We start from the raw sequence: 22,115 nt of genomic DNA, 5'->3' as shown, positions 1-22,115 counted from the left end.
AGGTGGACGACTTTTACGCCGCCCGCAGCAGGCTCATCCCGCCGCTACCGCGGCCGACTTTCGCACCGCCGTTCTCACAGGGGGTGTATTTGCTGCGGAAACTTGCCCTTACGGTAGAGCCCGTTGACCGCGAGACGCTCCCGTCGCTGTTTTCGCGCATGGCAATCCTGAATGGGACGGACGCTGTCAACTTCGCCCTCGATCTCGGTACCACCTTTCGGCGTATCTTGGAGCAGGACGAAGAGGCAGTCGCGATTTTTGCAGAACGCGCAGGGTTGTCGGCCACGCAGGTCGCCGAACTGCTCTCTTGGACAGGTGAACGCATCGGAGACGTCCGGATGCGGTTTCGGAAGGAGGTCTTCGTCTCGCGGGCCCTACGAAACCCGATCATTCGGGGCTGTCCACATTGCATGCGTGAGCATGCAGCCGATCAGCCCCATCCATTGCGGCACATTGCCTTGCGGGGGGACTGGCTCTGCAGAGGTGTTGATATTTGCCACCGGCACCATCATCCGCTGGTTCCCTTGTGGTCTAGCTCGCGCCCCATCGTACGGGATGATATTGGAGCGAGATTGGCGGAGATCCTGCCAGACCTGCGAGCAGGATCATTCAACTGCGTGCGCATTGACCTTTGGCTTGATAAGCGTCTATCGCAGGGTATCGCTGCGGATAAAACATGGCTGGCCTCACAGCCGGTGTTTGCAGCGATGACAATCTGTGAGTTTATCGGTGCAGCCTTGCTGCGCAAAAGGGACGAGGCCCCGGACGATCGGCACGCCAAGGCCACGGGCTTTGCCTTTGTCTCGCAAGGCCCTGATGGGGTCCGAGCGGCTCTGGACATCCTTATGCGATCACAGGACGGCGGCCACATCGTGACGCAGGGCGAATTGGGCCCGCTCTTCCAGCACCTTAAGCGCATCTACCTTGATGACGATGCCTTTGCGGTCTTTCGCGGGATCCTTCGTGACTATTTTCTGGAAATATGGCCGTTGGCGGCAGGTGAAGATTTTTTCGGGCAGGCCGTGACAGAGCGGCGCCTCCATTCCCTTACGTCAGCATCCAAGGAAACCGGCATCGGCTCGGCTGTTCTGGATGATTTCTTGACAGAAGCGGGCGCGTTTGCGCCCAGTGACGCGCGTGCCGATGCCCGCAAGACCTTTGATGCGAAGGCTTGGCAGCACATTCTTGATGAAATCCCTACATTGGTCGGTCCGATTGCGCTGCGACGGGCAATCGGCGCAACGCTGGCCGAGTTGAAAGGATTGAAGGCAGACGGTGTCCTCGTCCCGAGGACCAAAGTCGCAACGATCAAATCGCCTTGGCGAATTGCGGATGGCCAAGCTCTTCTTGAGGAGTTGGAGGCCTATGCGCAGCCGGTTGCCCCAGAGGAGCCAGGGTGGAAGACGATCCAACTCGTTCACAAGCGGCTGGAGCTTCCTGTTGGCGCGATCATTGCGGCTATCAGGAGTGGTTTTCTGCGCCTTGGTAAGCGTTCTGATGTGTTCGGCTACCACGGGCTTGTGGTGGAAATCACTGAGGTTACTGCGTTCAAGGCGAAGGCCGCACCGAAGCGCAAGCCATCGACCAAACAGGGCGAGGTGACCGCAGCGGCCTTCGCCCGGTCGGCTGGTATTCGGGGGAAAGGGAAATTCTTGGCTCTGATCAAAGGTGGTTACACGCCTGCGATGCTGGTTTTGAATCCCACGACCAGGCGTCGGGAGTGGCGAATGAGCCGGGACGACATCGCTGCGTTTGAGGCCAGCTATACGACACCAACGATTCTGTCGGCCGAAACCGGTGCGCATTTGAACACGATCCGGGCCGTTCTACAGAGCGAGGGGGTCCAGCCGTACCGACCGAACGGCTTGGATGTCGGACCGGTCTATCTTCGGAACGAAGTTGAGCCGGTTGTGGCACTCTTGAAAACTCAGGGAGGAAAGTGACCACTAGCCACGGGCTGTGCTGAAACACCGTTCTATCTCAGTGTGCTAAAGGAAATCTTCAACATGGCACCCCAAGCATCTTGACAGTAGGTGTGCATGGAAATCGCCAAAACGTGCAAGCTTATGGTGCATTGGCATTGAAAAACGCCGATGGCGATCCCGGGAGGACTCGAACCCCCAACATCCTGATTAGAAGTCAGGTGCTCTATCCGGTTGAGCTACGGGACCTTGGCGACGTGATAGCGGCTCGGAAAACGGATCGCAAGCGACTAGGATTTTCGCGCCGGCGCCGCCTGATCGGCAAGCGCGCCGCGCGTGAAAGGGTCTTCGGGATAGACCGCCTCGGCCAGATACAGCCCTTGGGGCGGACACACCGGCCCGCAAGCGGCGCGGTTGCGGGCCTCCAGCGCCCGGCGCACATCCTGCGGCGCCCACGCACCGCGCCCCACGCGCTCCAGCGTGCCGACGATGCTGCGCACCTGGTTGTGCAGGAACGACCGCGCCCGCAACTCAAAGCCCAGCTCGGGCCCGCCCTGCCCCGCCACGTCGCGGATCTCCAGCATGTCCAGCGTCTTGACCGGGCTTGCCGACTGGCAGATCGAGGAGCGGAACGTCGTGAAATCGTGGTGCCCCACCAGATGCGTCGCGCCCTCCTGCATGGCTGCGAGGTCCAGCATATGGGGCACCTGCCAGACCAGCCCGGCATCATGCGTCGCGGGCGCCCGGCGCATCAGCAGCCGAAAGCTATAGCGCCGCTCCTGCGCCGAAAATCGCGCGTGCCAGTTCGGGGCGACGGCGGCGCAATCGACAATTGCCACCGGCTGCGGCTTGAGATGATAATTCAGCGCCTCCATCAGCCGAAAGGGCGCCCAGTCCCTGGACAGATCGCAATGCGCGACCTGCCCCAGCGCGTGCACCCCCGCATCGGTGCGCCCGGCGGCGGCGATGGTGTGGGCGCCCGGCTCCAGCCGCGCCAGCGCCGCCTCGATCGCACCCTGCACCGATGGCTGATCGCGCTGGCGCTGCCAGCCCGAGAACGGCCCCCCGTGATATTCGACTTTCAGCGCAAATCTCGGCATGGCCCAGCGCTTACTCCAATCGGCGCCGCGCGAAAAGCGCCGCGATCCTTCATCTTGGCAAAAATACTCATGGCAACCCGGCCGCCTGGGCGCGCCGCCTACTGGAAACGCCTGCACCGCGCGGTTATCTATGGGCTCAAGGCAATCACGAAAGGGCGGCACATTGGGGATCTCGACACTGGCCGACGGGCTGGCGCGCGGGGCCGAGCGGGTCTCCGGCAGCCTGTCGGAGACGTTTTTCGAGCCTGTCATCCGCATCGGCGTCACCGGCCTTTCGCGCGCGGGCAAGACGGTGTTCATCACCTCGCTGGTGGCCAACCTGCTGGAGCGCGGGCGCATGCCCGGCCTCGTGGCGGCCAGCGAGGGGCGTATCACCGCCGCCTTCCTACAGCCGCAGCCCGACGATACCGTGCCGCGCTTCGACTTCGAGAGCCATCTGGCCGCCCTCACAGCGCCGGTGCCCCACTGGCCCGAAAGCACCCGCGCCATATCCGAGCTGCGCCTGTCGCTGCGCGTGCGCCCCGCCGGGCTGCTGGCCGGGCTGACGGGGCCGCGGACGGTGCATATCGACATCGTGGATTATCCGGGCGAATGGCTGCTGGATCTTGCGCTGATGGACAAGACCTACGAGGGCTGGTCCGCCGCGACGCTGGCCACCATGGAGCGGCGCGGGATCGCCGCGCCCTACCTTGCCCAAGCGGGCGCCACCGACGGCGCCGCCGCATGGGACGAGCCGCAGATCAGGCCGCTGGCGGACGCCTTCACCGCCTATCTGCACGCGGCGCGGCAGAAGGGGCTCAGCGGCATCGCGCCGGGCCGGTTCATCCTGCCGGGCGAACTGGCCGGCTCGCCCGCGCTGACCTTTGCGCCGATCGCGAAGCCGGACCGCCCCGGCCGCCGCAGCCTCTGGCGCGAGATGGAGCGGCGCTTTGACGCCTATAAATCCCAGGTCGTCGCACCGTTTTTCCGCGATCATTTCGCGCGGATCGACCGGCAGATCGTGCTGGTCGACGCGCTGGAGGCGATCCATGCAGGCCCGCCCGCCGTGGCCGATCTGCAGGACACGATGACCGAGATCCTGTCGGCGTTCCGCCCCGGCCGGAACGCGTTTCTCAGCCGCCTATTACTGGGGCGCCGGGTGGAAAAGATCCTGTTTGCCGCGACCAAGGCGGACCATCTGCACCATACCCAGCATGCGCGCCTCACGGCCTTCATGGAAGCGCTGACCGCCGAGGCCCGCGCCCGCGCCGATTTTCAGGGGGCCGAGACGGCGTCGATCGCGCTCGCCTCCCTGCGTGCCACGGTCGAGGAGACGCGCGAGCAGGACGGCGAGGCGTTCCACTGCGTGCGCGGCACGCTTCTGGAGCCGGGCGGCACCCGCGGGCGCGAGGCCGCCTTTCATCCCGGTGATCTGCCGGACAGCCCCGCATCGCTGATCGCGGCGGCGCGGCAGGGGCATGAGGCGTGGCTCGATCAGGATTACCGCGTGATGAAATTCGCCCCCGCGCCGCTGAGCCTGAAGCCCGGCATGGGCCCGCCGCATATCCGGCTGGACCGCGCGGCGCAGTTCCTGATCGGCGACAGGCTGTGAGCGCCTTGCAACCCATCCGCGCGCGGTTGTGGCATGTGCCGCAAATGCTGGCGATCCTGTGGGGGTTCATCCACCGCACGGCGTGGCTGCCGCGGGTGCGCCCCTATCGCACCGATCTGCGCGTCATGGCGCAGATCACGCGAGCAGGCTGGGTGCGTGTGCTGCGCGACGCGCGCGGGCCTGCGGCCTTCATCGCGCGCGACGGGGCGCTGGTGCATGCGCTTTACGTGCATCCGCGCGCGCAGGGGCGCGGGATGGGCCGCGCGCTGCTGGAGGAGGCCAAACGCGCGCAGCCCCGGCTGGAGCTTTTCGTCGCCGAGGCGAACGAGGCTGCGCGCAGCTTCTACGCCGCCCACGGCTTTGCCGAGGCGGGGCGCAGCGATGGCGCGGGCAATGACGAGCGCCTGCCCGACATCCACATGATCTGGCAAAGGAGCCCTGCGCCATGAGCCGCCCCAAAGGCCCCATCCTGTTCGATCTGGACGAGGACACCCCCCGCGCCGCCCCGTCCGAGGCGCCGCCAGTGCCCGATCCCGACCTGCCGCCGCCGCCCGAGGGCCGCGCGATGCAGACCGTCGCCGCGCTGGCCGCGCGGCGCCCCTCGCGGCTGGCGCGCCTCTTCTGGGGGTTGCTGGGTACCCTGCTGACCCTTGCCATATCGCTGGCGGCGTGGAATTTCGCCGCCGGGCTGGTCGCCAGCGTTCCGCTGCTGGGCTATGTCGTGTCGGGCCTGCTGATCGCGCTGGTTCTGGTCCTCTTGGCCATCGCCCTGCGCGAGCTGGCCGCCTTTGCGCGCCTCGGCCGGATCGACGCGCTGCACCGCGCCGCCGATGCGGCGCTGGCCGACGATGATCTGCCCGCCGCGCGGCGCCTGACCGACGATCTGGTAAAGCTCTACGCGGGCCGCGAGGATACCCGCTGGGGCCGCGAGCGCCTGGCCGAGCAGCGCGGCGACCAGTTCGACGCGCGCACCCTTCTGGCGCTGACCGAGGCCGAGCTCTTGACCCCGCTCGACGCCGCCGCGCTTCGCCAGGTCGAGGGCGCGGCGCGGCAGGTTGCCGCCGTCACCGCGCTGGTGCCGCTGGCGCTGGCCGATGTGGTCGTCGCGCTCAGCGCCAATCTGCGGATGATCCGCCGGATCGCCGAAATCTATGGCGGCCGCTCCGGCACCTTGGGCAGCCTGCGCCTGACCCGCGCCGTGCTGACGCATCTGGTGGCGACCGGCGCCGTGGCGGTCGGCGACGACGTGATCTCCAGCGTCGCGGGCGGCAGCCTATTGTCGAAGATCTCGCGCCGGTTCGGCGAAGGGGTGGTCAACGGCGCCCTGACCGCGCGCGTCGGCGTCGCCGCGATGGAGGTCTGCCGCCCCCTGCCCTTCTCGCCCGGAAAACGCCCGAAGGTGCGCAGGCTCCTGACCACGGCGCTGAGCGGCCTGTTTCCCAGTTAACGCGTTTCGCGACATATAGGCGTGGCGCCGCGATCACCGCGCCATCATCGAGGGCTGCCGCGATTTGCGATCATCCCAGCGCATATCCGGCACCGCGCACGGTGCGGATCGGATCGCTGCCGCCGAACCGCGTGAGTGTCTTGCGCAGCCGCCCAACATGGACATCCACCGTCCGCGACTCCACGAATATGTCCTGGCCCCACACCAGATCCAGCAGCTGCTCGCGGCTGAAGACACGGCCCGGCCGTTCCATCAACCTGGCCAGAAGGCGAAACTCCGTCGGTCCCAGCTTCAGCTCTTGATTGTTGCGGCTGGCCCGGTGGCTTTCGGCATCAAGGGTGATGTCCTCGAACGACAAAATGGCAACTGAGCCCGAGCGGTTGCGGCGTAACTGCGTGCGGGCACGCGCCATCAACTCGTTCAGCGAATACGGCTTGATCACGTAATCATCCGCGCCGGTTTCCAGGCCCCGAACGGTATCGACCTCTTCGGAGCGGGCCGAAAGCATGATGACCGGAATATGCCTTGTGTCGTCACGGGTCTTGATCTGGCGGCAGACCTCAAGACCGCTCACCCGCGGCATCATCCAATCCAGGATCACCAGATCGGGAACTGCCTCGGCGATCATCAACATCGCCTCCTCGCCGTTTTCGGCACAGCGCACGGCAAATCCTTCGGCTTTCAGATTATAGGTCAGCACCTCACGCTGGGCCGCCTCGTCCTCGACCAGCAGCACCTGCGCCTGCATGGATGTCATCACATAGCCCCCGCGCTCGTGGTCGTGTCCGCCTTTGGGCGGGCCTCGTCCGGTTGTTTGCCGGTGGCCAGATATATCACCTGTTCGGCAATCGAAGTCACGTGATCTCCCATGCGTTCGGTATTCTTGGATATGAAATGAAGATGCAGGCACGCGGTGATGTTGCGCGGATCCTCCATCATGAATGTCAGCAGCTCCCGGAACAGCGCATTATACATCTGATCGACATCGACATCGCGCGCAATCACATCAGCCGCCAAAGCGACGTCGCGATGGATATACGCATCAAGCGCATCCTTCAGCATCACCTCGACGGCGCGTGTCATGCGGCGCAGCGTGCCCATGCCATTGCCGACCGGCGCGGCGCGAGACAGAACCTCGGTCCGTTTTGCCATGTTCTTGGCGTAATCGCCGATCCGCTCAAGATTGCCGCTGATCTTGATCACACACAGGACCAGCCGCAGATCGACCGCCGTCGGGGCGCGCAGCGCAATGATGCGCGCGGCACCCTCGTTGATGGCCTCTTCGAGCGCGTCGATGGCCCCATCCGCGACGCGCACCTGCCGGGCCAGTTCCGCGTCGCGGGTTTCAAGGGATTTCATGCCAAGCTGGATGGCGTTTTCGACCAGTCCGCCCATTTTCATGATCTGCGACTGGACCGCTTCGAGATCGGTATCGAAAGCCGAAGAGATATGCTCGTTTTCCATGGGTTATCCAATCCTGCCGGTGATGTAGCTTTCGGTTCTTGAATCGCGGGGCGCGGTAAACACCTGATCGGTATCGCCGTACTCCACCAGACTGCCAAGGTGGAAAAACGCCGTTTTCTGGCTGATTCGCGCGGCTTGCTGCATCGAATGCGTGACGATCACGACGCAATAGTTCCGGCGTAGATCGTGTATCAGCTCTTCGATCTGCGCTGTGGCGATAGGATCGAGGGCCGAGCACGGCTCGTCCATCAGCAGAACCTGCGGCGCGGTCGCGATGGCACGCGCGATGCACAATCGTTGCTGTTGACCGCCAGACAACCCCGTTCCCGGACTGTCGAGCCGATCCTTGACCTCGTCCCAGAGCGCGGCCTTTTCCAGCGCGACCTTCACGATGTCGCCCAGCTCGGCCTTGGTGCGGGCCAATCCGTGGATTTTCGGGCCATATGCCACGTTGTCATAGATGGATTTCGCAAAGGGATTGGGCTTTTGAAACACCATACCGACCTTGGCGCGCAATTGCACTGGATCGACCTTGGGGTCGTGGATGTCTTCGTCGTCAATGCGGATCTCCCCCGTCACGCGGCAAGTGTCGATCGTGTCATTCATGCGATTCAGGCAGCGCAGAAATGTGGATTTTCCACAGCCGGACGGGCCGATGAACGCGGTCACCGTGTCGGCGGCGATATCCACCGACACATTTTTGATCGCGGCCGTGTGCCCATAGCGAACCTGCACGTTGCGTGCCGATATCTTCTGCCGCGCCCCTGCACGCGAGCGCTCGATTACATCGATGTCCTTCATGGCATTCCCCTCTCGTTACCAGCGACGTTCAAAGCGGCGGCGCAGCAGGATGGCCGCCGTGTTCATCACGGCCAGAAACACCAGCAGCGTGATGATCGCGCCCGATGCGCGTTCGGCGAAACCCGGATCGGCCCGTTGGGTCCAGTTGAAGACCTGCACCGGCAGCGCCGTGGCCGCGTCGCCAAACAGCCCTGCCGTATCGCTATACGCCACCGGATAGTCGCGCACGAAAGCCACCATGCCGATCAGCAGCAGGGGCGCGGTTTCGCCCAGCGCTTGCGCGAGCCCCAGGATGGTGCCGGTCAGTATGCCCGGCGCGGCAAGCGGCAGGACATGGTGAAACACCGCCTGCATCCTGCTGGCCCCGAGGGCCAATGCAGCATCGCGGATCGACGGCGGCACCGATTTGAGCGCCGCGCGGGTCGAGATGATGATCGTCGGCAGCGTCATGAGCGTCAGAACCAGCCCGCCGACCAGGGGCGAGGATTGCCGCATCCCGGCGAAGTTGATGAAAACCGCCAGCCCGAGGATGCCGAACACGATGGACGGGACGGCGGCCAGATTGCTGATATTCACCTCGATCAGATCGGATATCCTGCTCCGGGGCGCGAATTCCTCCAGATAGATCGAGGCCGCCACCCCGACCGGCAGGGCCAGCGCCAGCACCACCAGCATCATGTAAAGCGATCCCAGCATCGCAACACCCAGACCGGCGGCCTCGGGCCGCTGGTCGCTGGCGTCGGGCGCGGTCAGAAACCGCCAGTTGAAACGCGTCTCGATCACGTCGGCATCGGCCAGTTTGCGGGCAAGCTGCAGGGCCTGAGGTGAGGTATTGCCGTCCATCGCCGCGCTTTTCAGGGTCACGCGGCCCTTGAAATACCCGTCGATCCGACCTGCCGCCAGAACATCCATCGCCGCCATGCCGCCAATCAGATGAGGGTTCGCGAGCACATGATCGCGCAAGGTGGCGGCCGCCTCCTTGCTGATCATTGCTGCGACGTCCTGGTCGGCCAGTTCCGTCTCGATCTGCAACGCGGCGATCCGGTCCAGCAGGGCGGCGTGCAGCAGCGCCGCATAGCCGAAGGTCGAGACCTTTGCCATCGCGGCCGGATCGCGCTGGCCGGCTTTGTCCAGACTGGCTTCGGGCAAGGGGATCTGCAGTTTGATATAGGTCTGGCGAAACGCCCCTGCGCCATTGGCGAGAACCGAAGTCAGCAACACGGCCAGCGCCAGCGCCGCAATGCCGATCGCGGCCAGTCCACACGCGCGGAACCGCGCCTCGGACGCGCGCCGCCGCCTGGTGCGATCATCGCTTTTGAGCAGGGAATGCGCCGGAGGTGTCATTCGTATCGCTCCCGATATTTGCGCACGATCATCAGGGCCAGCACGTTGAGCCCCAGCGTAAAGACGAAAAGCGTCAGCCCAAGCGCGAAGGCCACCAATGTTTCAGGGCTGGCAAAATCGGTGTCACCAGTCAGTTGACTGACGATTTTCACGGTGATGGTCGTCATCGCTTCAAGCGGGTTCAGCGACAGGCGGGCGGCGGCTCCGGCGCCCAGAACGACGATCATCGTCTCGCCGATGGCGCGGCTGGCGGCCAGCAATGCGGCGCCCATGATGCCCGGCAAGGCAGCCGGGATCACCACCTGCCGGATCGTTTCGGACCGCGTGGCGCCCAGCGCATAGGATCCGTCGCGCATCGCCTGCGGCACCGCATTGATGGCGTCATCCGACAGCGACGACACGAACGGGATCAGCATGATCCCCATGACCAGCCCCGCCGTCATCACCGACGACGCGCTGTCGCCCAACCCAAGCGGCTGCGCGAAATAGTCCCGCAGGACCGGCCCGATCGTGGTCAACGCAAACAGCCCATAGACGATCGTGGGGATCCCTGCGAGGATTTCGATCAGCGGCTTGGCGACATTTCGCATCCGCCGCCCTGCATACTCGGAGAGGTATATCGCGGCAAACAGCCCAACAGGCACCGCAAGCAGCAGCGCGATGAAGCTGATGTATAGCGTGCCCCAAAGCAGCGGCAGGATGCCCAGCGCGCTGTTGCCGCGAAAGTTGGGAGACCACTTGCTGGACAGGAAAAAATCGCGCCAGTGGTATTGTTGAAAGAACTGCACCGCTTCGAACAGCATCGACAGCACGATGCCGAGCGTGGTCAGGACCGCCACTGCGGCGGCGGCGATCAGGAGCGACTTGATCCACCACTCGAATGCTGCGCGGGCCCGAAACCGCGCTGTGGACACCGAGATTGCGCCACCGCACCCAAGTGCGGCGACGACCAGCACCGCCACGGGCACGGAATGGGCGGAAAGCAGCTCGACCCCTTGCCGGTCACCGATCAACCTGACCAGTGACAGGGCGGCATAGCTGGCGATCGCCGGAACAAGGACACTGAGAAAGGCGTTCGCGCCATGCGGCCCGGGCAGGGATGCCAGATTGCGCAGATCCCCGCCCGACGCGGCACGTGCCCGCATCTGCGCGGCGAAAGACGCCAAGACCGCCAGACCGATCACCAGTGCGGGCAGAGAGGGCGCCATATCAAGGTTCCGGATCATGTCCGTTTCTCCTTGGGTCGGCGCGGAGCAGACGCAAGGCCGGCTCCGCACCCTGCCCTACATGCCGCCAAGCAGAGCGCGATTGCTGACCGCATCCTGCGTCGCGGTCAGTTGGGGGTCGGAAACCAGCCCATATTCGGCCAGCGGCCCATCGGGGCCGGCAATCTCGTCGCTGACGAAAAACTGGGTGAACTCCTGCAAACCGGGTATTTCATCCAGATGCGCCGCCTTGATGTAGAAATACAGCGGGCGCGAGACCGGATAATCCCCCGCCGCGATGCTCGCCGTGCCGGGCAGGACACCAGACATTGTCGCGACTTGCAGGCGGTCGGTGTTGTTTTCATAAAACGACAGGCCGAACACACCGATGCCGTTCGGATCCGCTTCGATCCGTGCAAGCGTTTCGGTATAGTCGCCGTCGATATCGACCGACAGACCATCGGTGCGCACCGCCATGCAGGCCGCCTCGGCCGCCTTTTCGTCCGCGCCGTTGATCTGCAGGATCGCGCCCATTGCGCCGCTGTCCTTGCACCCTTGCAGCAGAACCTTTTCTTCGAATACCTCTCGCGTGCCGTGCTTGGTGCCGGGAATGAACGCCTTGATCGACTGATCGGGAAGATCCGTGTCAATCATGTTCCAGTTGGTGTTGGGGTTGGCGATCATGGCTCCGTCCACGGGCAGGTCCGCGGCCAATGCCAGATACCAATCGGCGGGCGTAAAGGCGAAGCTGTTGCCGTTGATGTCGCTGGCAAAGACGATCCCGTCATAGCCGATGCGCACCTCGACAATGCCCGTCACACCGTTTTCCGCGCATATTTTCATTTCCGGCGGTTTGATCGCGCGGCTGGAATTCGCGATGTCGATCGTGTTGGCGCCCACACCCGAACAGAACCGCTTGAGCCCGGCAGACGAGCCGCCCGATTCGATTACCGGTGTCGGGTAATCGAAATTCTCACCAAAGGCTTCGGCAACGATGGCCGCATAGGGCAGCACGGTGGAGGATCCTGCGACCTGCACGTTGTCGCGGGCTGCAGCAGCGGTGGCCGACAGGGCCGCGATGGCAAGCGTCGGTGCGGTAAGGTTTGCGAGGGACATGAAAACTCCTGTCAAATCCGGATCACGGACCATCCCTTGATGATCCCGACACGCTTATCGGCGCCGGGTGTCTCGGTTTTGCGACAGGTATGTTACAGTTTCATGACAGATCGGCCGCCCGCCGCGTTTGGCGCGAGCAGGTCCTTTCGCATCATGCGTCAAGCGGCAGGACAACGATGAATTGCGCGCCCTTTCCCGGCTGGCTGGCAATCTTCAACCGGCCGCGGTGGCGATTGAGGATATGTTTCACGATGGCAAGGCCCAAGCCGGTCCCGCCCAGTTCGCGGCTGCGGTGGCCGTCAACGCGGTAGAACCGTTCGGTCAGGCGTGGCAGGTGAATCGGGTCTATGCCCGGCCCCTGATCGGCAATCACGATTTCCATCGCGGGGCCGCGCAGAACCGGATCATGCGCAGATTTCCGCGTGATGATGTCCACGGTCCGGTCATTGCCGCCATACTTGATGGCGTTCTCCAAAAGGTTGGTAAAGACCTGCAGCAACTGATCGGCATCACCGATCACCTGCAAGGGCGCCTGTCCCGAATCCAGCCGCACGTCCACGCGACCATCGCGCGCAAGTTGCGCAAGATTTTCCTGCGCCCTTCGCAGGACAACCCGCAGGTCGAGTTCTGTCGTCGGGCGCACATGTTGATCCGCTTCGACCCGGCTGAGGGACAATAGTTTACCGACCAGCCGGTTCATGCGCTCCGCCTCATCCGACATGATGCCAAGAAAGCGGTCGCGTGCCTTGGCGTCGTCTCGCGCAGAGCTGCGCAAGGTTTCGATGAAACCCATCAGCGCGGTGAGCGGTGTGCGCAACTCGTGGCTGACATTGGCGACAAAATCGCGGCGCATCTTTTCGGCATGGGCCAGATCCGTGGCGTTCTGAAAGCTGAGTAACAACAGGGCGCTGGCTGCAACCGGCTGAAGGTGCACGTCATAGAATGCGTCGTTCGCGCCGCCAACGACCTGATAGGACACTTCTCTTGGCGTGTGATCGCGCAGGCAACGCTCGACCGCGTCAACCAGCGCGGGATGACGCAGCGCCGTGGTGAAATGCCGCCCGACCAAGTTTTCACCTAGCAGCGTCCCAGCCGCGGCGTTCAGGCGTTCGATCTTTTCGTCGCGCCCAATGACCAGCGTCGGCAAGGGAAACGCTGTAATCAGGTCCTGAACCGACGGGGCCGCGTCAAGGTCATTGTTGGGCATGATTTTCGCTCTGGTTGTCTTCGCATGGCGCGCGGGTCAACAGCACCGGGGCGGGCATCTACCTTACTCCGCGCCCGATTGCGCCCTTGCGCGCTCCAATACATCCAGACGCCGTTGCAACATCGGTGGCACCGGGGTCGGCTCGCCAAAGCCGCCTTCCTGGATCTGCTCGGCAAAATGACAGGCGACCTTTCCGCCGTCGAGGGGGCGCAGCTCGGGGCGTTCCTTGCGGCAGCGGTCCTGCGCCATCGGACAGCGCGGATGAAAGGCACAGCCCGAAGGCGGGTTCAGCGCACTTGGCAGATCGCCCTGAACCGGCGCGCTGATCTGTTCAACCGACGGATCGGGGCGCGGCGCGGCCTTGATAAGGCTCAGCGTGTAAGGATGGCGCGGCTGCGCGTACAAGGCCGCGGTGGGCGCTTCTTCGACGATTCGGCCCAGATAGACGACGGCGACCCGCGTCGCCACGTGCCGGACGACGGCCAGATCGTGGCTGATGAAGACATAGCCAATGCCGAACTGGCGCTGCAGATCCTCCAGCAGGTTGATGATCTGCGCCTGGACACTGACGTCGAGGGCCGACACAGGCTCGTCACAGACGATGACGCGCGGCCGCGTCGCCAATGCGCGGGCGATCCCGACACGCTGGCGCTGGCCCCCGGAAAACTCGTGCGGATATCGCCCGGCATGCCAAGGCTGAAGCCCGCAGATGTCCAGCAGCTCGGCCACCTTCTGCGACACGTCGGCGGGCGTGGCCAGATCGTGCAGCAAGAGGGGCTCTGCCAGCGTCTCGGCCACCGTCATACGCGGATTGAGCGAGCCGTAGGGGTCCTGAAAGATGATCTGCATCTTCCTGCGCATCGACCGCATGGCTGTCTTGTCCAGCGTCAGGACCTGCTCTCCGTCAAGGCTGACAGTGCCGGCGGTGGCGGGTGTCAATCCCAGCAAGGTGCGCCCGATCGTGGATTTGCCGCAGCCCGATTCGCCGACGATGGCCAGCGTCTCGCCCTCGTTCACGTCGAAATTGATGTCGTTTGCCGCCTGCACCGTGCCGGCGATCCGCCGCAGAATACCGCGGCGCATGTAGAAATGTTTGGTCAGTCCGCGAACTTCGAGCATAGCCGTCATGACATCACCGTCTCGATAGGGGCGCGCCAGCAGGCCACGCCGTGGCCCGGTGAAAGCTCGCGCAATGGCGGATCCTCCGTCCGGCACTGCTCGGTTGCCAGAGGGCAACGCGACGCAAAGCGGCAGCCGGTGATGCGCTTCCACGGGGGCGGCACCGCGCCGGGGATCGTCGCCAGCCGCCCGATTGCCGCATCAATGCGGGGCACCGCCGCCATAAGGCCGATCGTGTAGGGGTGCTGCGGATCGGCAAAGAGGCTTTTGGTCGGCGCCCGCTCGACCACGCGGCCGGCATACATGACGACGACATCGTCGCATGTCTGCGCGACCACGCCCAGATCATGAGTAACCAGCATCACGGCAGCCCCGGTGCGTTCGCGCAAGTCGCCCATCAAATCCAGTATCTGTGCCTGGATCGTCACGTCCAGCGCCGTGGTCGGCTCGTCCGCGATCAGCAGATCGGGATCGTTGGCCAGGGCCAGCGCGATCATGACCCGCTGGCGCTGACCGCCGCTCAGCTGATGCGGATAATCGTCCGCGCGCTGTTTCGGCGACGGCAGGCCCACCAGATCCAGCAATTCCACCGCCCGGTCACGCGCGGCGGCCCGGCTCAGCCCCGAATGGACCGACAGGCTTTCGCGGATCTGCGCGCCGCAGGTATAGACCGGGTTGAGCGATGTCATCGGCTCCTGAAAGATCATCCCGATCCGCCCGCCGCGCAGGGCGCGCATCTCGGCCTCCGGCACCTGCAGAAGATCCTTGCCCTCCAGCAGGATGCGCCCGCCGGCGTATCGGCCCGGCGGTTGCGGCACGAGCCGCATGATCGAAAGCGAGGTCACGCTTTTACCGCACCCCGATTCGCCCACGACGCCCAGCGTTCGGCCCCTATCCAGCGTGAAGCTGACGCCCTGAACGGCGCGCTGAACCGTGCCGCTGACATGGAACTCCACTTCCAGATCCTGCACTTCCAGGAACGGGACGGATTGCTTGCCGCGCGCCTCGGCAGCGCTGGTTGGGAGGGTTGCGGTAGTCATGCGAACGGATAGACCATTGGAGATGCCTCATCATGTTGGCGGTTTGCATAGTCCAGACCCTGGAACGCTTTTTCGGCGCGGCGCTGAGCCTGTTGCAGACGCTCCAGCGACGCTTCCAGATCAAAGGCCTGAACCTTGCCGGCGACAACCGCGTGGCGGCCATCGACAAAGACATCGCGCACCGCCCGTTCGGCGGCGACATAGATGAGCGAGCGCAAGGGATCGCGCAGGGGCATCATCGCGGGCGCTGTGATGTCGGCAAGGAAAAGATCGGCCTTGGCGCCCACCTCAAGCCTGCCGATATCGTCGCGGCCCAGGATCGCCGCACCACCCGTCGTTGCCGCATCAAAGATGTCATGCGTGCGCAGATCATACGGATTTCGCGACACCACCCGCGAAAGATAAAGCGCGTTGCGCATCTCCTCCAGCATATTGTGCGGGTAGGTGTCAGTGCCAAGGCCCACGGGAATTCCGCCGCGAATGTAGCGGCCGACGGTGTTCATGGTGATGCCGCGCCGCTGGAATACGGTCGGGCAATGCGCCACCGCCGCGCCACTGTCCTGCAACAGCTTGAAATCATTGGCCTCGGGCCAGAAGACATGGCCATAATCGTTCAGGAAAATGGCATGCCCGATGATGGCGCCGGGCCGCAGCACGCCAAGCGAGTCCAGCCATTCCAGCGGCGTCATGCCATGGCGGCGCGTGATCTCCGTGAACTCCACCACCGATTGCGCCGCATGGATCTGAAACGGCACTCCGCGATCCTGCGCAGCAGCGAAGCTGTCCCTGATCAGCTCGGGCGTGCATGTGTCGATCTGGCTGGGCGAGACCATGCCCGACAGCCGCCCCGAGGGGTGTTTTCCTGCCCGGTCGACCAGATCGAGCGCCGCATCCATCGCGGCCCTGCCCGCCGCCTCGTCCCATTCGTATTTCACCTCATGTCCATTGTCGGTGAACCAGCGGGCCGAGCGATACATGGGCGCCGCGATGCCGCGCAGCCCCGATGCGGCAAAGGTATCGAGCCAGCCATCCCAGGCCGGCGACAGATCGACCAGCGTTGTGACGCCCGACAGCAGAAGCTCCGAATAGGTCACCTCGGCGCAGGCCTGCCGCCCCTCGTCATCGGGGCCGAACAAGGGCATGAATTCGTAAAGCGACGACATGCCCAGGCGGGGGCTGCCCAGCTCGTCCAGAAAACCCTTGTTCATCGCCTCGGAAGAAGGGTGCGAGTGGATGTTCACCAATCCCGGTGACACCAGCCGATCGCGCCCGTCGATCTCGGTCGCCGCCGGACCTTCGTAGCGTCCGCCGACATGCACGATCCTGTCGCCATCGAACGCGACATCGCCATCCTGCACATAGCGGTGCGCTTCCGCCGCCTTGTCCCAGGCGACGATCCATGCCGCATTGCGGATCACAGTGACAGACATGACAACTCCGTATTCCGGGGGACTCGGGAAAGGGCGGGCCATCGCGGCCCGCCCGGATATCAAGGGCGCGTCACTCCTTGAATTTGAGGTCAAGCCCCTTGTAGAGACCGGCACCATAAAGGTTGTGCGGCGTGATCGTTTCCAGATCGGTGGATTGCACAATGACCATGGGGTCATGGTACAAGGGCAGCCACGCGGCGGCGTCATGGACCATCTTCAGAACCTCGCCATAGTTTTTCGCGCGCTCGGCGTCGTCGGTGGCGGCTGCGCCGGCATCCAGCAGCTCATCCGTCTTCTCGTCATTCCAGTTCATGCGGTTGGGCGTGGGGATATTCTCGGACCGGAAATAGAGGTTGAGCGCGTCCCCGGACGAAACGTAGGGATAGCCCATCGTGTACATGTCGAATTCCTGCGTCGCGAGCTTGCCCCAGACCACGGTCGCATCGAAGGATTCGATCTGCAGGTCGATGCCGATCTCGCGCAGATAGGATTGCACCGCCTCGACCTGCTTTCCATAGGTCGACTCGGCAAAGGTATAGATCAGCGGCGAAAGCCGCACGCCGCCCTTGGCGCGCACGCCGTCGTCGCCGGGAACCCAGCCCGCCTCGTCCAGCATCTTCTTGGCCGCTTCGGGGTCATACTTCAGAAGCGTATCGTCAAGATCATGGTTCCAGTCCAGCGCGTCCTGCGTGACATAGCTATAGGCTGGCTCCACCTCGCCGAAGAACAGGTCCTCGGCCATCGCCTCCTGATCGACCGCCAGGTTGATCGCGCGGCGCACGACGGGATCCGACACCGTCTCCTTGTCGATCTTGAAGCCGATGTAATAGGTGTAGGGGGCAAGATCGGACCGCACCACTTCGACACCCGGAGCGGACTCCAATTGCTTCAGCGCGATGACCGGAATGTAGGGCGAGACTTCGGACTGGCCGGTCATCACCGCGACTGTCCGGGTGTTTTCCTCAGGCACGATCTGCCACGTGATCCGGTCCAGCGAGGCGGGGCCGGTGTTCTTGTGGAACGGCGCGCCCCAGGTATAGGCCTCGTGCTTGTCCATGATCATCTTGTCGCGCGGCGTCCACTCGACCCAGCAGAACGGGCCCGTGCCGTTGAAACCGGCGACACCGAAATCGGGCCCCAGTGCCTCGACGGTATCCTTGTCGATGATGGTGCCAAAGCTTTGCGCCAGTTGGTAGAGAAGCTCGGAGAACGGGCTTTTCAGCTTGTATTCGACGGTGAACGGATCGATTGCGGTCACGCTTTCGACCTCGCCCGCGCGCCAGGCGACGGGCGAGTTCGTTTCGGGATCTATCCAGCGCTCGATCGAATAAACCACGTCATCGGCGGTCAGCTTCTTGCCGTCGCAGAACTGCACATTGTCATGCAGGCGGAACGTGTAGGTCAGCCCGTCATCCGAGACCTCCCACTCCTTTGCGATCCCGCTCTCGATCGTCTTCATGTCGGGCGCCAGCGACACCAGCGTATCGCCGAGCATGAACATGATCTCGGCATTGGCCTGCGCCGTGGATTTGTGCGGATCGTAGTTGTTGGCGTCAATCGCGCGCACAACGGTGATTTCGCCCGCCGCCAGCGCCGGTGCAGAGACAAGCGCCAAAGCCGCCGTCGTCATCAGGATCTTTTTCATTTTTCTTCCTCCGTTTATGTTGGATTCATGACCGCAAACGCGGGTCCAGAACGTCGCGCAAGGCATCCCCCAGAACGTTCGTCGCCAGAACGATGATGAAGATCATCACCGACGGGATCACCGCGATATGCGGCGCGAACAGCAGGAAATCGCGCCCTTGGGATGCCATCATGCCCAGTTCCGCCGTCGGCGGCCTTGCGCCCAGCCCCAGAAAGCTGAGCGCGGCGCCGATCAGGATGATCTGCCCGAAACGCAGGCTCATGAAGATCATGATCGACGATATGCAGTTGCGCAGAAGGTAGCGCGTGAACAGCGCGATATCGGACAGGCCGACCGCGCGGCCCGCCTCGATGAACTCCTGCTTCATCACACTCACCGCGATGGAGCGGGCAATGCGCGCGGTATCGGGGATCGACGCGATGGCCAAGGCGATGACAACGGGCGTGACGCCCGATCCCAAAACCGCAACCAGCGCAAGGCCCAGAAGGATCGCCGGAAAGCTCAGCATCACGTCGACAAGGCGCATCACCCACGGCTCAAGCTTTGGGTAGAAGGCCGCAAGCAGCCCTATGAAGGAGCCGAAAGTTCCGCCCAGCCCCACGCTGACCACGCCGATGATCAGCGTCAGGCGCGTTCCGTAAAAAAGACGGCTCAGCATATCCCGGCCCTGCCCGTCCGTCCCCAGGATATGGTCCCAGCTGCCGCCGGCATTCCAGATCGGCGGTTTCATCACCGCGCGGGATGTGGCGAACGGATCATGGGGGGAAATGAGCGGGGCGGCGATGGCGCATATGATGATCGCCAGCAGGACGGCCGTCGCAAAGAGCGCGATCGGATCCCGCATGAGCCGCGACCACCAGGGCTGAATTGCCGGCGGTGCCTGTTCGTCCACTGCCGCTGCGGCGTCGATGCTGGTCATTGTGTCTGCATCCTCGGGTCTAGCAGGGCATAGAGGATATCAACCGTCATGTTGATCAGGATGAACGCCAGGGCGAGGATCATGATCGTGCCTTGGGCCAGTGGAAAATCGCTCGACAGGATCGCGCCCACCGCCAGCCGACCGATGCCGGGATAGGAAAAGATGCTTTCCGTGACCACGGCGCCGCCCAGCAGATAACCGGCCTGCAAGCCGATCAGCGTCACCACAGGGATCAGCGCATTGCGCAAGCCGTGGCGCAGGATGATGCTCGTTTCGGACAATCCCTTGGCCCGTGCGGTGCGCACATGGTCAAGCTTGAGCACTTCGAGCACCGATGTTCGCGTCATCCGTGCCACCGGCCCGACCAGGATCATCCCCAAGGACACGGCCGGCAGGATGATGTGCCTCAGGCCCTCGACCGTCCAAAGGGGGCCGCCCCGTCCCAGAAACGGAAGCAGCTGCCATTTCACGCCGACAAAGTGGATCATCATCAGGCCGATGAAGAAAATCGGCAGCGACACCCCGGCAACCGAGATGGCCATGATCGCACGGTCCAGAAGGCTGCCACGCAGAACCGCCGCCAGCGTGCCCAGCCCGATGGCGACCGGAACCGACCAGATCAGGGACGCAAACATCAGCTCGGCGGTCGGGCCGATGGCCGCCAGAAGCTCTGACACGACAGTCTTGTTCGAAATCAGCGAGCGGCCCAGATCGCCATGCGCCATGCGCAGCAGGTAATGTCCGAACTGAACGGCCAAAGGCTCGTCCAGGCCCATATCGGTGCGGATCTTGGCAATGACTTCGGGCGTGGCCATCGGCCCGGCCAGCACCGTTGCGGGATCCCCCGGCACCAGGATCAACAACCCGAACCCGAGCAGCAGCACGCCCAGCAATACCGGGATCGAAATCAGCAACCGCCGGGTGATCTGCGCCATCATGGCGTTGCGCCCTCCCGTTCGTAGACAACCTTGCCGCCGAGGATGGCCACGTCGCAGCGCGTGTTCAGGATATCTTCGGCAGGGACAGTGAAAAAGTCGGTGTCGAAGACCGCCACATCCGCCAACTGGCCGGGCACCAGACGCCCCTTGATGTCCTCTTCATGCGAGCCGTAGGCGCCTTCATAGGTGCAGGCATGCAGGGCCTCTTCCACGCTCAGCGCCTGATCGGCGCCGATAACGGTGCCATTCTCGGTCTTGCGCGTGACCATGGTGTAGATGTTGGCAAAGGGGTTGATCTCCACCACCGGGCAATCGGTGCTGGCCGACGGGTGCAGGCCCGCATCGATCCAGGTCCGCATCGGGTGGCTGGCGGCGACGCGCTCTTGCTCCAGCAAGGTCAGATAGAGATCGCCGAAGTAATACAGGAACGCAGGCTGCGGCGCGGGCAGGATATGCGCCTTCTTCATGCGCTCCATCTGATCGGGGCGCAGCCATCCGCAATGCTCGATCCGGTGACGGCGGTCCGGGTCGGGATTGTCGGCCAGGGCCGCTTCGGTCGCTTTCAGGATCTGCTCGATCGCCGCATCGCCGATGGCGTGAACGGCCAGGCGGTAGCCCTGCTTGTGGATGTCGGCCACCATCGAGGTCAGCTCGTTATCCGTCAGCAAAAGCAGGCCGGTATCATCCGCATCGCCGTTCATATACGGCTTTGTCATCGCGGCCGTTCGCCCGCCGGCACTGCCATCGGTGAAGATCTTGACCGGCCCGATGCGGAACATGTCATTGCCGCCGCCCGAGACCATGCCCGCGGCCATCGCCTCGGGCAGAACACTGTTGCCCTTGTCGCCCATCAGCACCGCATAGACCCGCAGCGGCAGCCGCCCCTCGCGATGGGCCTTCTGATAGGCCAGCATCTCGGTCCAGCCGTCGCGGATGCCGACAGCCGCTTCCATGCAGGAGGTTATGCCGTAGGACAAAAGATCGGCGCCCGCCCGCTCGATGGAGGTGACAAGGTCTTCGACGCTGGCATCGGGAAGGACCGCCATCAGCTTTTCGCGCCCGGTTTCCGCCAGAAGGCCGGTCAGCTTGCCATCCTTCTTCTCGATCAATCCACCTTTGGGCGACTGCGTGCTTTCGTCGATCCCGGCCATTTTCAGGGCCAGCGAATTTGCAACCGCCAGATGCCCGTCGGTGCGCACGATATACACCGGATGATCGGGGGCCGCCTCGTCCAGTTCCTCGCGGCTGGGATGGCGTTTTGTATCAAGCTTGAAATGGTCATAGCCGCGCCCGATCACCCACTCGCCCTTTGGCTTTTCGGCAGCGTTCCGGCGCACGGCATCCAGCAATGCCTTCAGCGTAGGGGCCGCAGCGGGCCGCAGATCGACTTCGGCCATTGCGGTGCCATAGGGGATCAGATGCATGTGGGCGTCATTCAGCCCCGGCGTTGCCAAGCGGCCCTTCAGATCGATCACGCGCGTTTCGGCCCCGATCAACGGCGAGATCTCTGCCGCGGTGCCCGTGGCCAGAACGCGGCCACCCCAAAGCGCCGCCGCCTCGGCAAAGCCGAGCCCTTTGCCCAACCAGATCCTTCCGCCGCTCAGGACGGTGTCAGCTTCGATCGTCGGCGTCATGATAGACACCGGTAGCTAATTGCAAAAGATTTCATGGCAGCGATCCTTCTTTTGTGGCAGTGTCCGAGGCCACAACTCTCAAAAGGCAGTATTAACCTTTACTTAGGTTGCGACAGCTTGCAGCAGTAGTCAATCTCGGGAGGGAAGTTTTTAGCGACTGAATGCGCCGACGGTGCCCGCGATGACCGCTGCC

At 63.8% G+C, this 22,115-nt stretch carries 19 protein-coding genes and 1 tRNA gene; 4 read left to right on the top strand and 16 right to left on the bottom strand.

Features of this window, described 5'->3' with window-relative positions; genetic code table 11:
- The coding region (locus tag DC366_RS16730) for a TniQ family protein (protein WP_165802943.1) at positions 1 to 1,943 on the top strand (1,943 nt) is incomplete at its 5' end.
- 151 nt (positions 1,944 to 2,094) lie between these two features.
- Here the strand turns inward: DC366_RS16730 and DC366_RS16725 are convergent.
- Positions 2,095 to 2,171: transfer RNA gene (locus DC366_RS16725), tRNA-Arg, on the bottom strand.
- A 41-nt stretch (positions 2,172 to 2,212) separates the two neighbouring features.
- Positions 2,213 to 3,022: a tRNA pseudouridine(38-40) synthase TruA gene (gene truA, locus DC366_RS16720; protein WP_108693360.1), complete on the bottom strand. Its 810-nt coding sequence runs from the start codon at positions 3,020 to 3,022 to the stop codon at positions 2,213 to 2,215.
- A 163-nt stretch (positions 3,023 to 3,185) separates the two neighbouring features.
- Between truA and DC366_RS16715 the strand changes: the two genes are divergently transcribed.
- Genes DC366_RS16715 through DC366_RS16705 form a run of 3 tightly spaced genes read left to right on the top strand, consistent with a single transcriptional unit; the run spans position 3,186 to position 6,060 of the window.
- The gene (locus DC366_RS16715; RefSeq protein ID WP_108693359.1) at positions 3,186 to 4,613 is read left to right on the top strand and encodes a YcjX family GTP-binding protein; all 1,428 of its coding nucleotides are present in this window, start codon (positions 3,186 to 3,188) and stop codon (positions 4,611 to 4,613) included.
- Between the two features lie 5 nt (positions 4,614 to 4,618).
- A complete protein-coding gene (locus DC366_RS16710; RefSeq protein WP_108693366.1) occupies positions 4,619 to 5,062 on the top strand; it encodes a GNAT family N-acetyltransferase in 444 nt (147 codons plus the stop codon).
- Positions 5,059 to 6,060 carry a YcjF family protein gene (locus DC366_RS16705; protein WP_108693358.1) on the top strand — a complete coding sequence of 334 codons (1,002 nt, stop codon included), beginning with the start codon at positions 5,059 to 5,061 and terminating at the stop codon, positions 6,058 to 6,060. The genes DC366_RS16710 and DC366_RS16705 overlap by 4 nt, the downstream gene beginning before the upstream one ends.
- A 70-nt stretch (positions 6,061 to 6,130) precedes the next feature.
- On the opposite strand, the gene phoB is transcribed toward DC366_RS16705, so the two are convergent.
- From phoB to DC366_RS16635, 14 genes are all read right to left on the bottom strand, one after another.
- Positions 6,131 to 6,817, bottom strand: coding sequence for a phosphate regulon transcriptional regulator PhoB (gene phoB / locus DC366_RS16700; protein ID WP_108693357.1), 687 nt, complete (start codon positions 6,815 to 6,817; stop codon positions 6,131 to 6,133).
- Positions 6,817 to 7,524 carry a phosphate signaling complex protein PhoU gene (phoU, locus tag DC366_RS16695; protein WP_108693356.1) on the bottom strand — a complete coding sequence of 236 codons (708 nt, stop codon included), beginning with the start codon at positions 7,522 to 7,524 and terminating at the stop codon, positions 6,817 to 6,819. Before phoU ends, phoB begins: the two co-directional genes overlap by 1 nt.
- Positions 7,525 to 7,527: 3 nt before the next feature.
- Positions 7,528 to 8,325, bottom strand: a complete 798-nt coding sequence (pstB, locus tag DC366_RS16690) for a phosphate ABC transporter ATP-binding protein PstB (RefSeq protein ID WP_108693355.1) — start codon at positions 8,323 to 8,325, stop codon at positions 7,528 to 7,530.
- Positions 8,326 to 8,340: 15 nt separating this feature from the next.
- Positions 8,341 to 9,669 (bottom strand): phosphate ABC transporter permease PstA, encoded by a 1,329-nt coding sequence (gene pstA / locus DC366_RS16685; protein ID WP_108693354.1) that lies wholly within the window; start codon positions 9,667 to 9,669, stop codon positions 8,341 to 8,343.
- The gene (gene pstC / locus DC366_RS16680; RefSeq protein WP_108693365.1) at positions 9,666 to 10,877 is read right to left on the bottom strand and encodes a phosphate ABC transporter permease subunit PstC; all 1,212 of its coding nucleotides are present in this window, start codon (positions 10,875 to 10,877) and stop codon (positions 9,666 to 9,668) included. The genes pstA and pstC overlap by 4 nt, the downstream gene beginning before the upstream one ends.
- A gap of 75 nt (positions 10,878 to 10,952) precedes the next feature.
- The gene (locus DC366_RS16675) at positions 10,953 to 11,990 is read right to left on the bottom strand and encodes a substrate-binding domain-containing protein (RefSeq protein ID WP_108693353.1); all 1,038 of its coding nucleotides are present in this window, start codon (positions 11,988 to 11,990) and stop codon (positions 10,953 to 10,955) included.
- Positions 11,991 to 12,141: 151 nt separating this feature from the next.
- Positions 12,142 to 13,197, bottom strand: a complete 1,056-nt coding sequence (locus tag DC366_RS16670; protein WP_108693352.1) for a sensor histidine kinase — start codon at positions 13,195 to 13,197, stop codon at positions 12,142 to 12,144.
- Positions 13,198 to 13,260: 63 nt separating this feature from the next.
- Positions 13,261 to 14,325, bottom strand: a complete 1,065-nt coding sequence (locus DC366_RS16665) for an ABC transporter ATP-binding protein (RefSeq protein WP_108693351.1) — start codon at positions 14,323 to 14,325, stop codon at positions 13,261 to 13,263.
- Positions 14,322 to 15,356, bottom strand: coding sequence for an ABC transporter ATP-binding protein (locus DC366_RS16660; RefSeq protein ID WP_108693350.1), 1,035 nt, complete (start codon positions 15,354 to 15,356; stop codon positions 14,322 to 14,324). Before DC366_RS16660 ends, DC366_RS16665 begins: the two co-directional genes overlap by 4 nt.
- A complete protein-coding gene (locus DC366_RS16655; protein WP_108693349.1) occupies positions 15,353 to 16,786 on the bottom strand; it encodes an amidohydrolase family protein in 1,434 nt (477 codons plus the stop codon). Before DC366_RS16655 ends, DC366_RS16660 begins: the two co-directional genes overlap by 4 nt.
- Positions 16,787 to 16,856: 70 nt before the next feature.
- Positions 16,857 to 18,431 carry an ABC transporter substrate-binding protein gene (locus DC366_RS16650; protein ID WP_207768759.1) on the bottom strand — a complete coding sequence of 525 codons (1,575 nt, stop codon included), beginning with the start codon at positions 18,429 to 18,431 and terminating at the stop codon, positions 16,857 to 16,859.
- Between the two features lie 25 nt (positions 18,432 to 18,456).
- A complete protein-coding gene (locus tag DC366_RS16645; protein ID WP_108693348.1) occupies positions 18,457 to 19,350 on the bottom strand; it encodes an ABC transporter permease in 894 nt (297 codons plus the stop codon).
- Positions 19,347 to 20,288 carry an ABC transporter permease gene (locus tag DC366_RS16640; protein WP_108693347.1) on the bottom strand — a complete coding sequence of 314 codons (942 nt, stop codon included), beginning with the start codon at positions 20,286 to 20,288 and terminating at the stop codon, positions 19,347 to 19,349. Before DC366_RS16640 ends, DC366_RS16645 begins: the two co-directional genes overlap by 4 nt.
- Positions 20,285 to 21,922: an amidohydrolase gene (locus tag DC366_RS16635; protein WP_108693346.1), complete on the bottom strand. Its 1,638-nt coding sequence runs from the start codon at positions 21,920 to 21,922 to the stop codon at positions 20,285 to 20,287. The genes DC366_RS16640 and DC366_RS16635 overlap by 4 nt, the downstream gene beginning before the upstream one ends.
- Positions 21,923 to 22,115: the final 193 nt, after the last annotated feature.

It is taken from the genome of Pelagivirga sediminicola (assembly GCF_003072125.1).
GTDB classification, from domain to species: Bacteria; Pseudomonadota; Alphaproteobacteria; order Rhodobacterales; family Rhodobacteraceae; genus Roseovarius; species Roseovarius sediminicola.
Note: the sequence above shows the minus strand (reverse complement) of the source record. Positions and strands in the feature narration are given on the sequence as shown.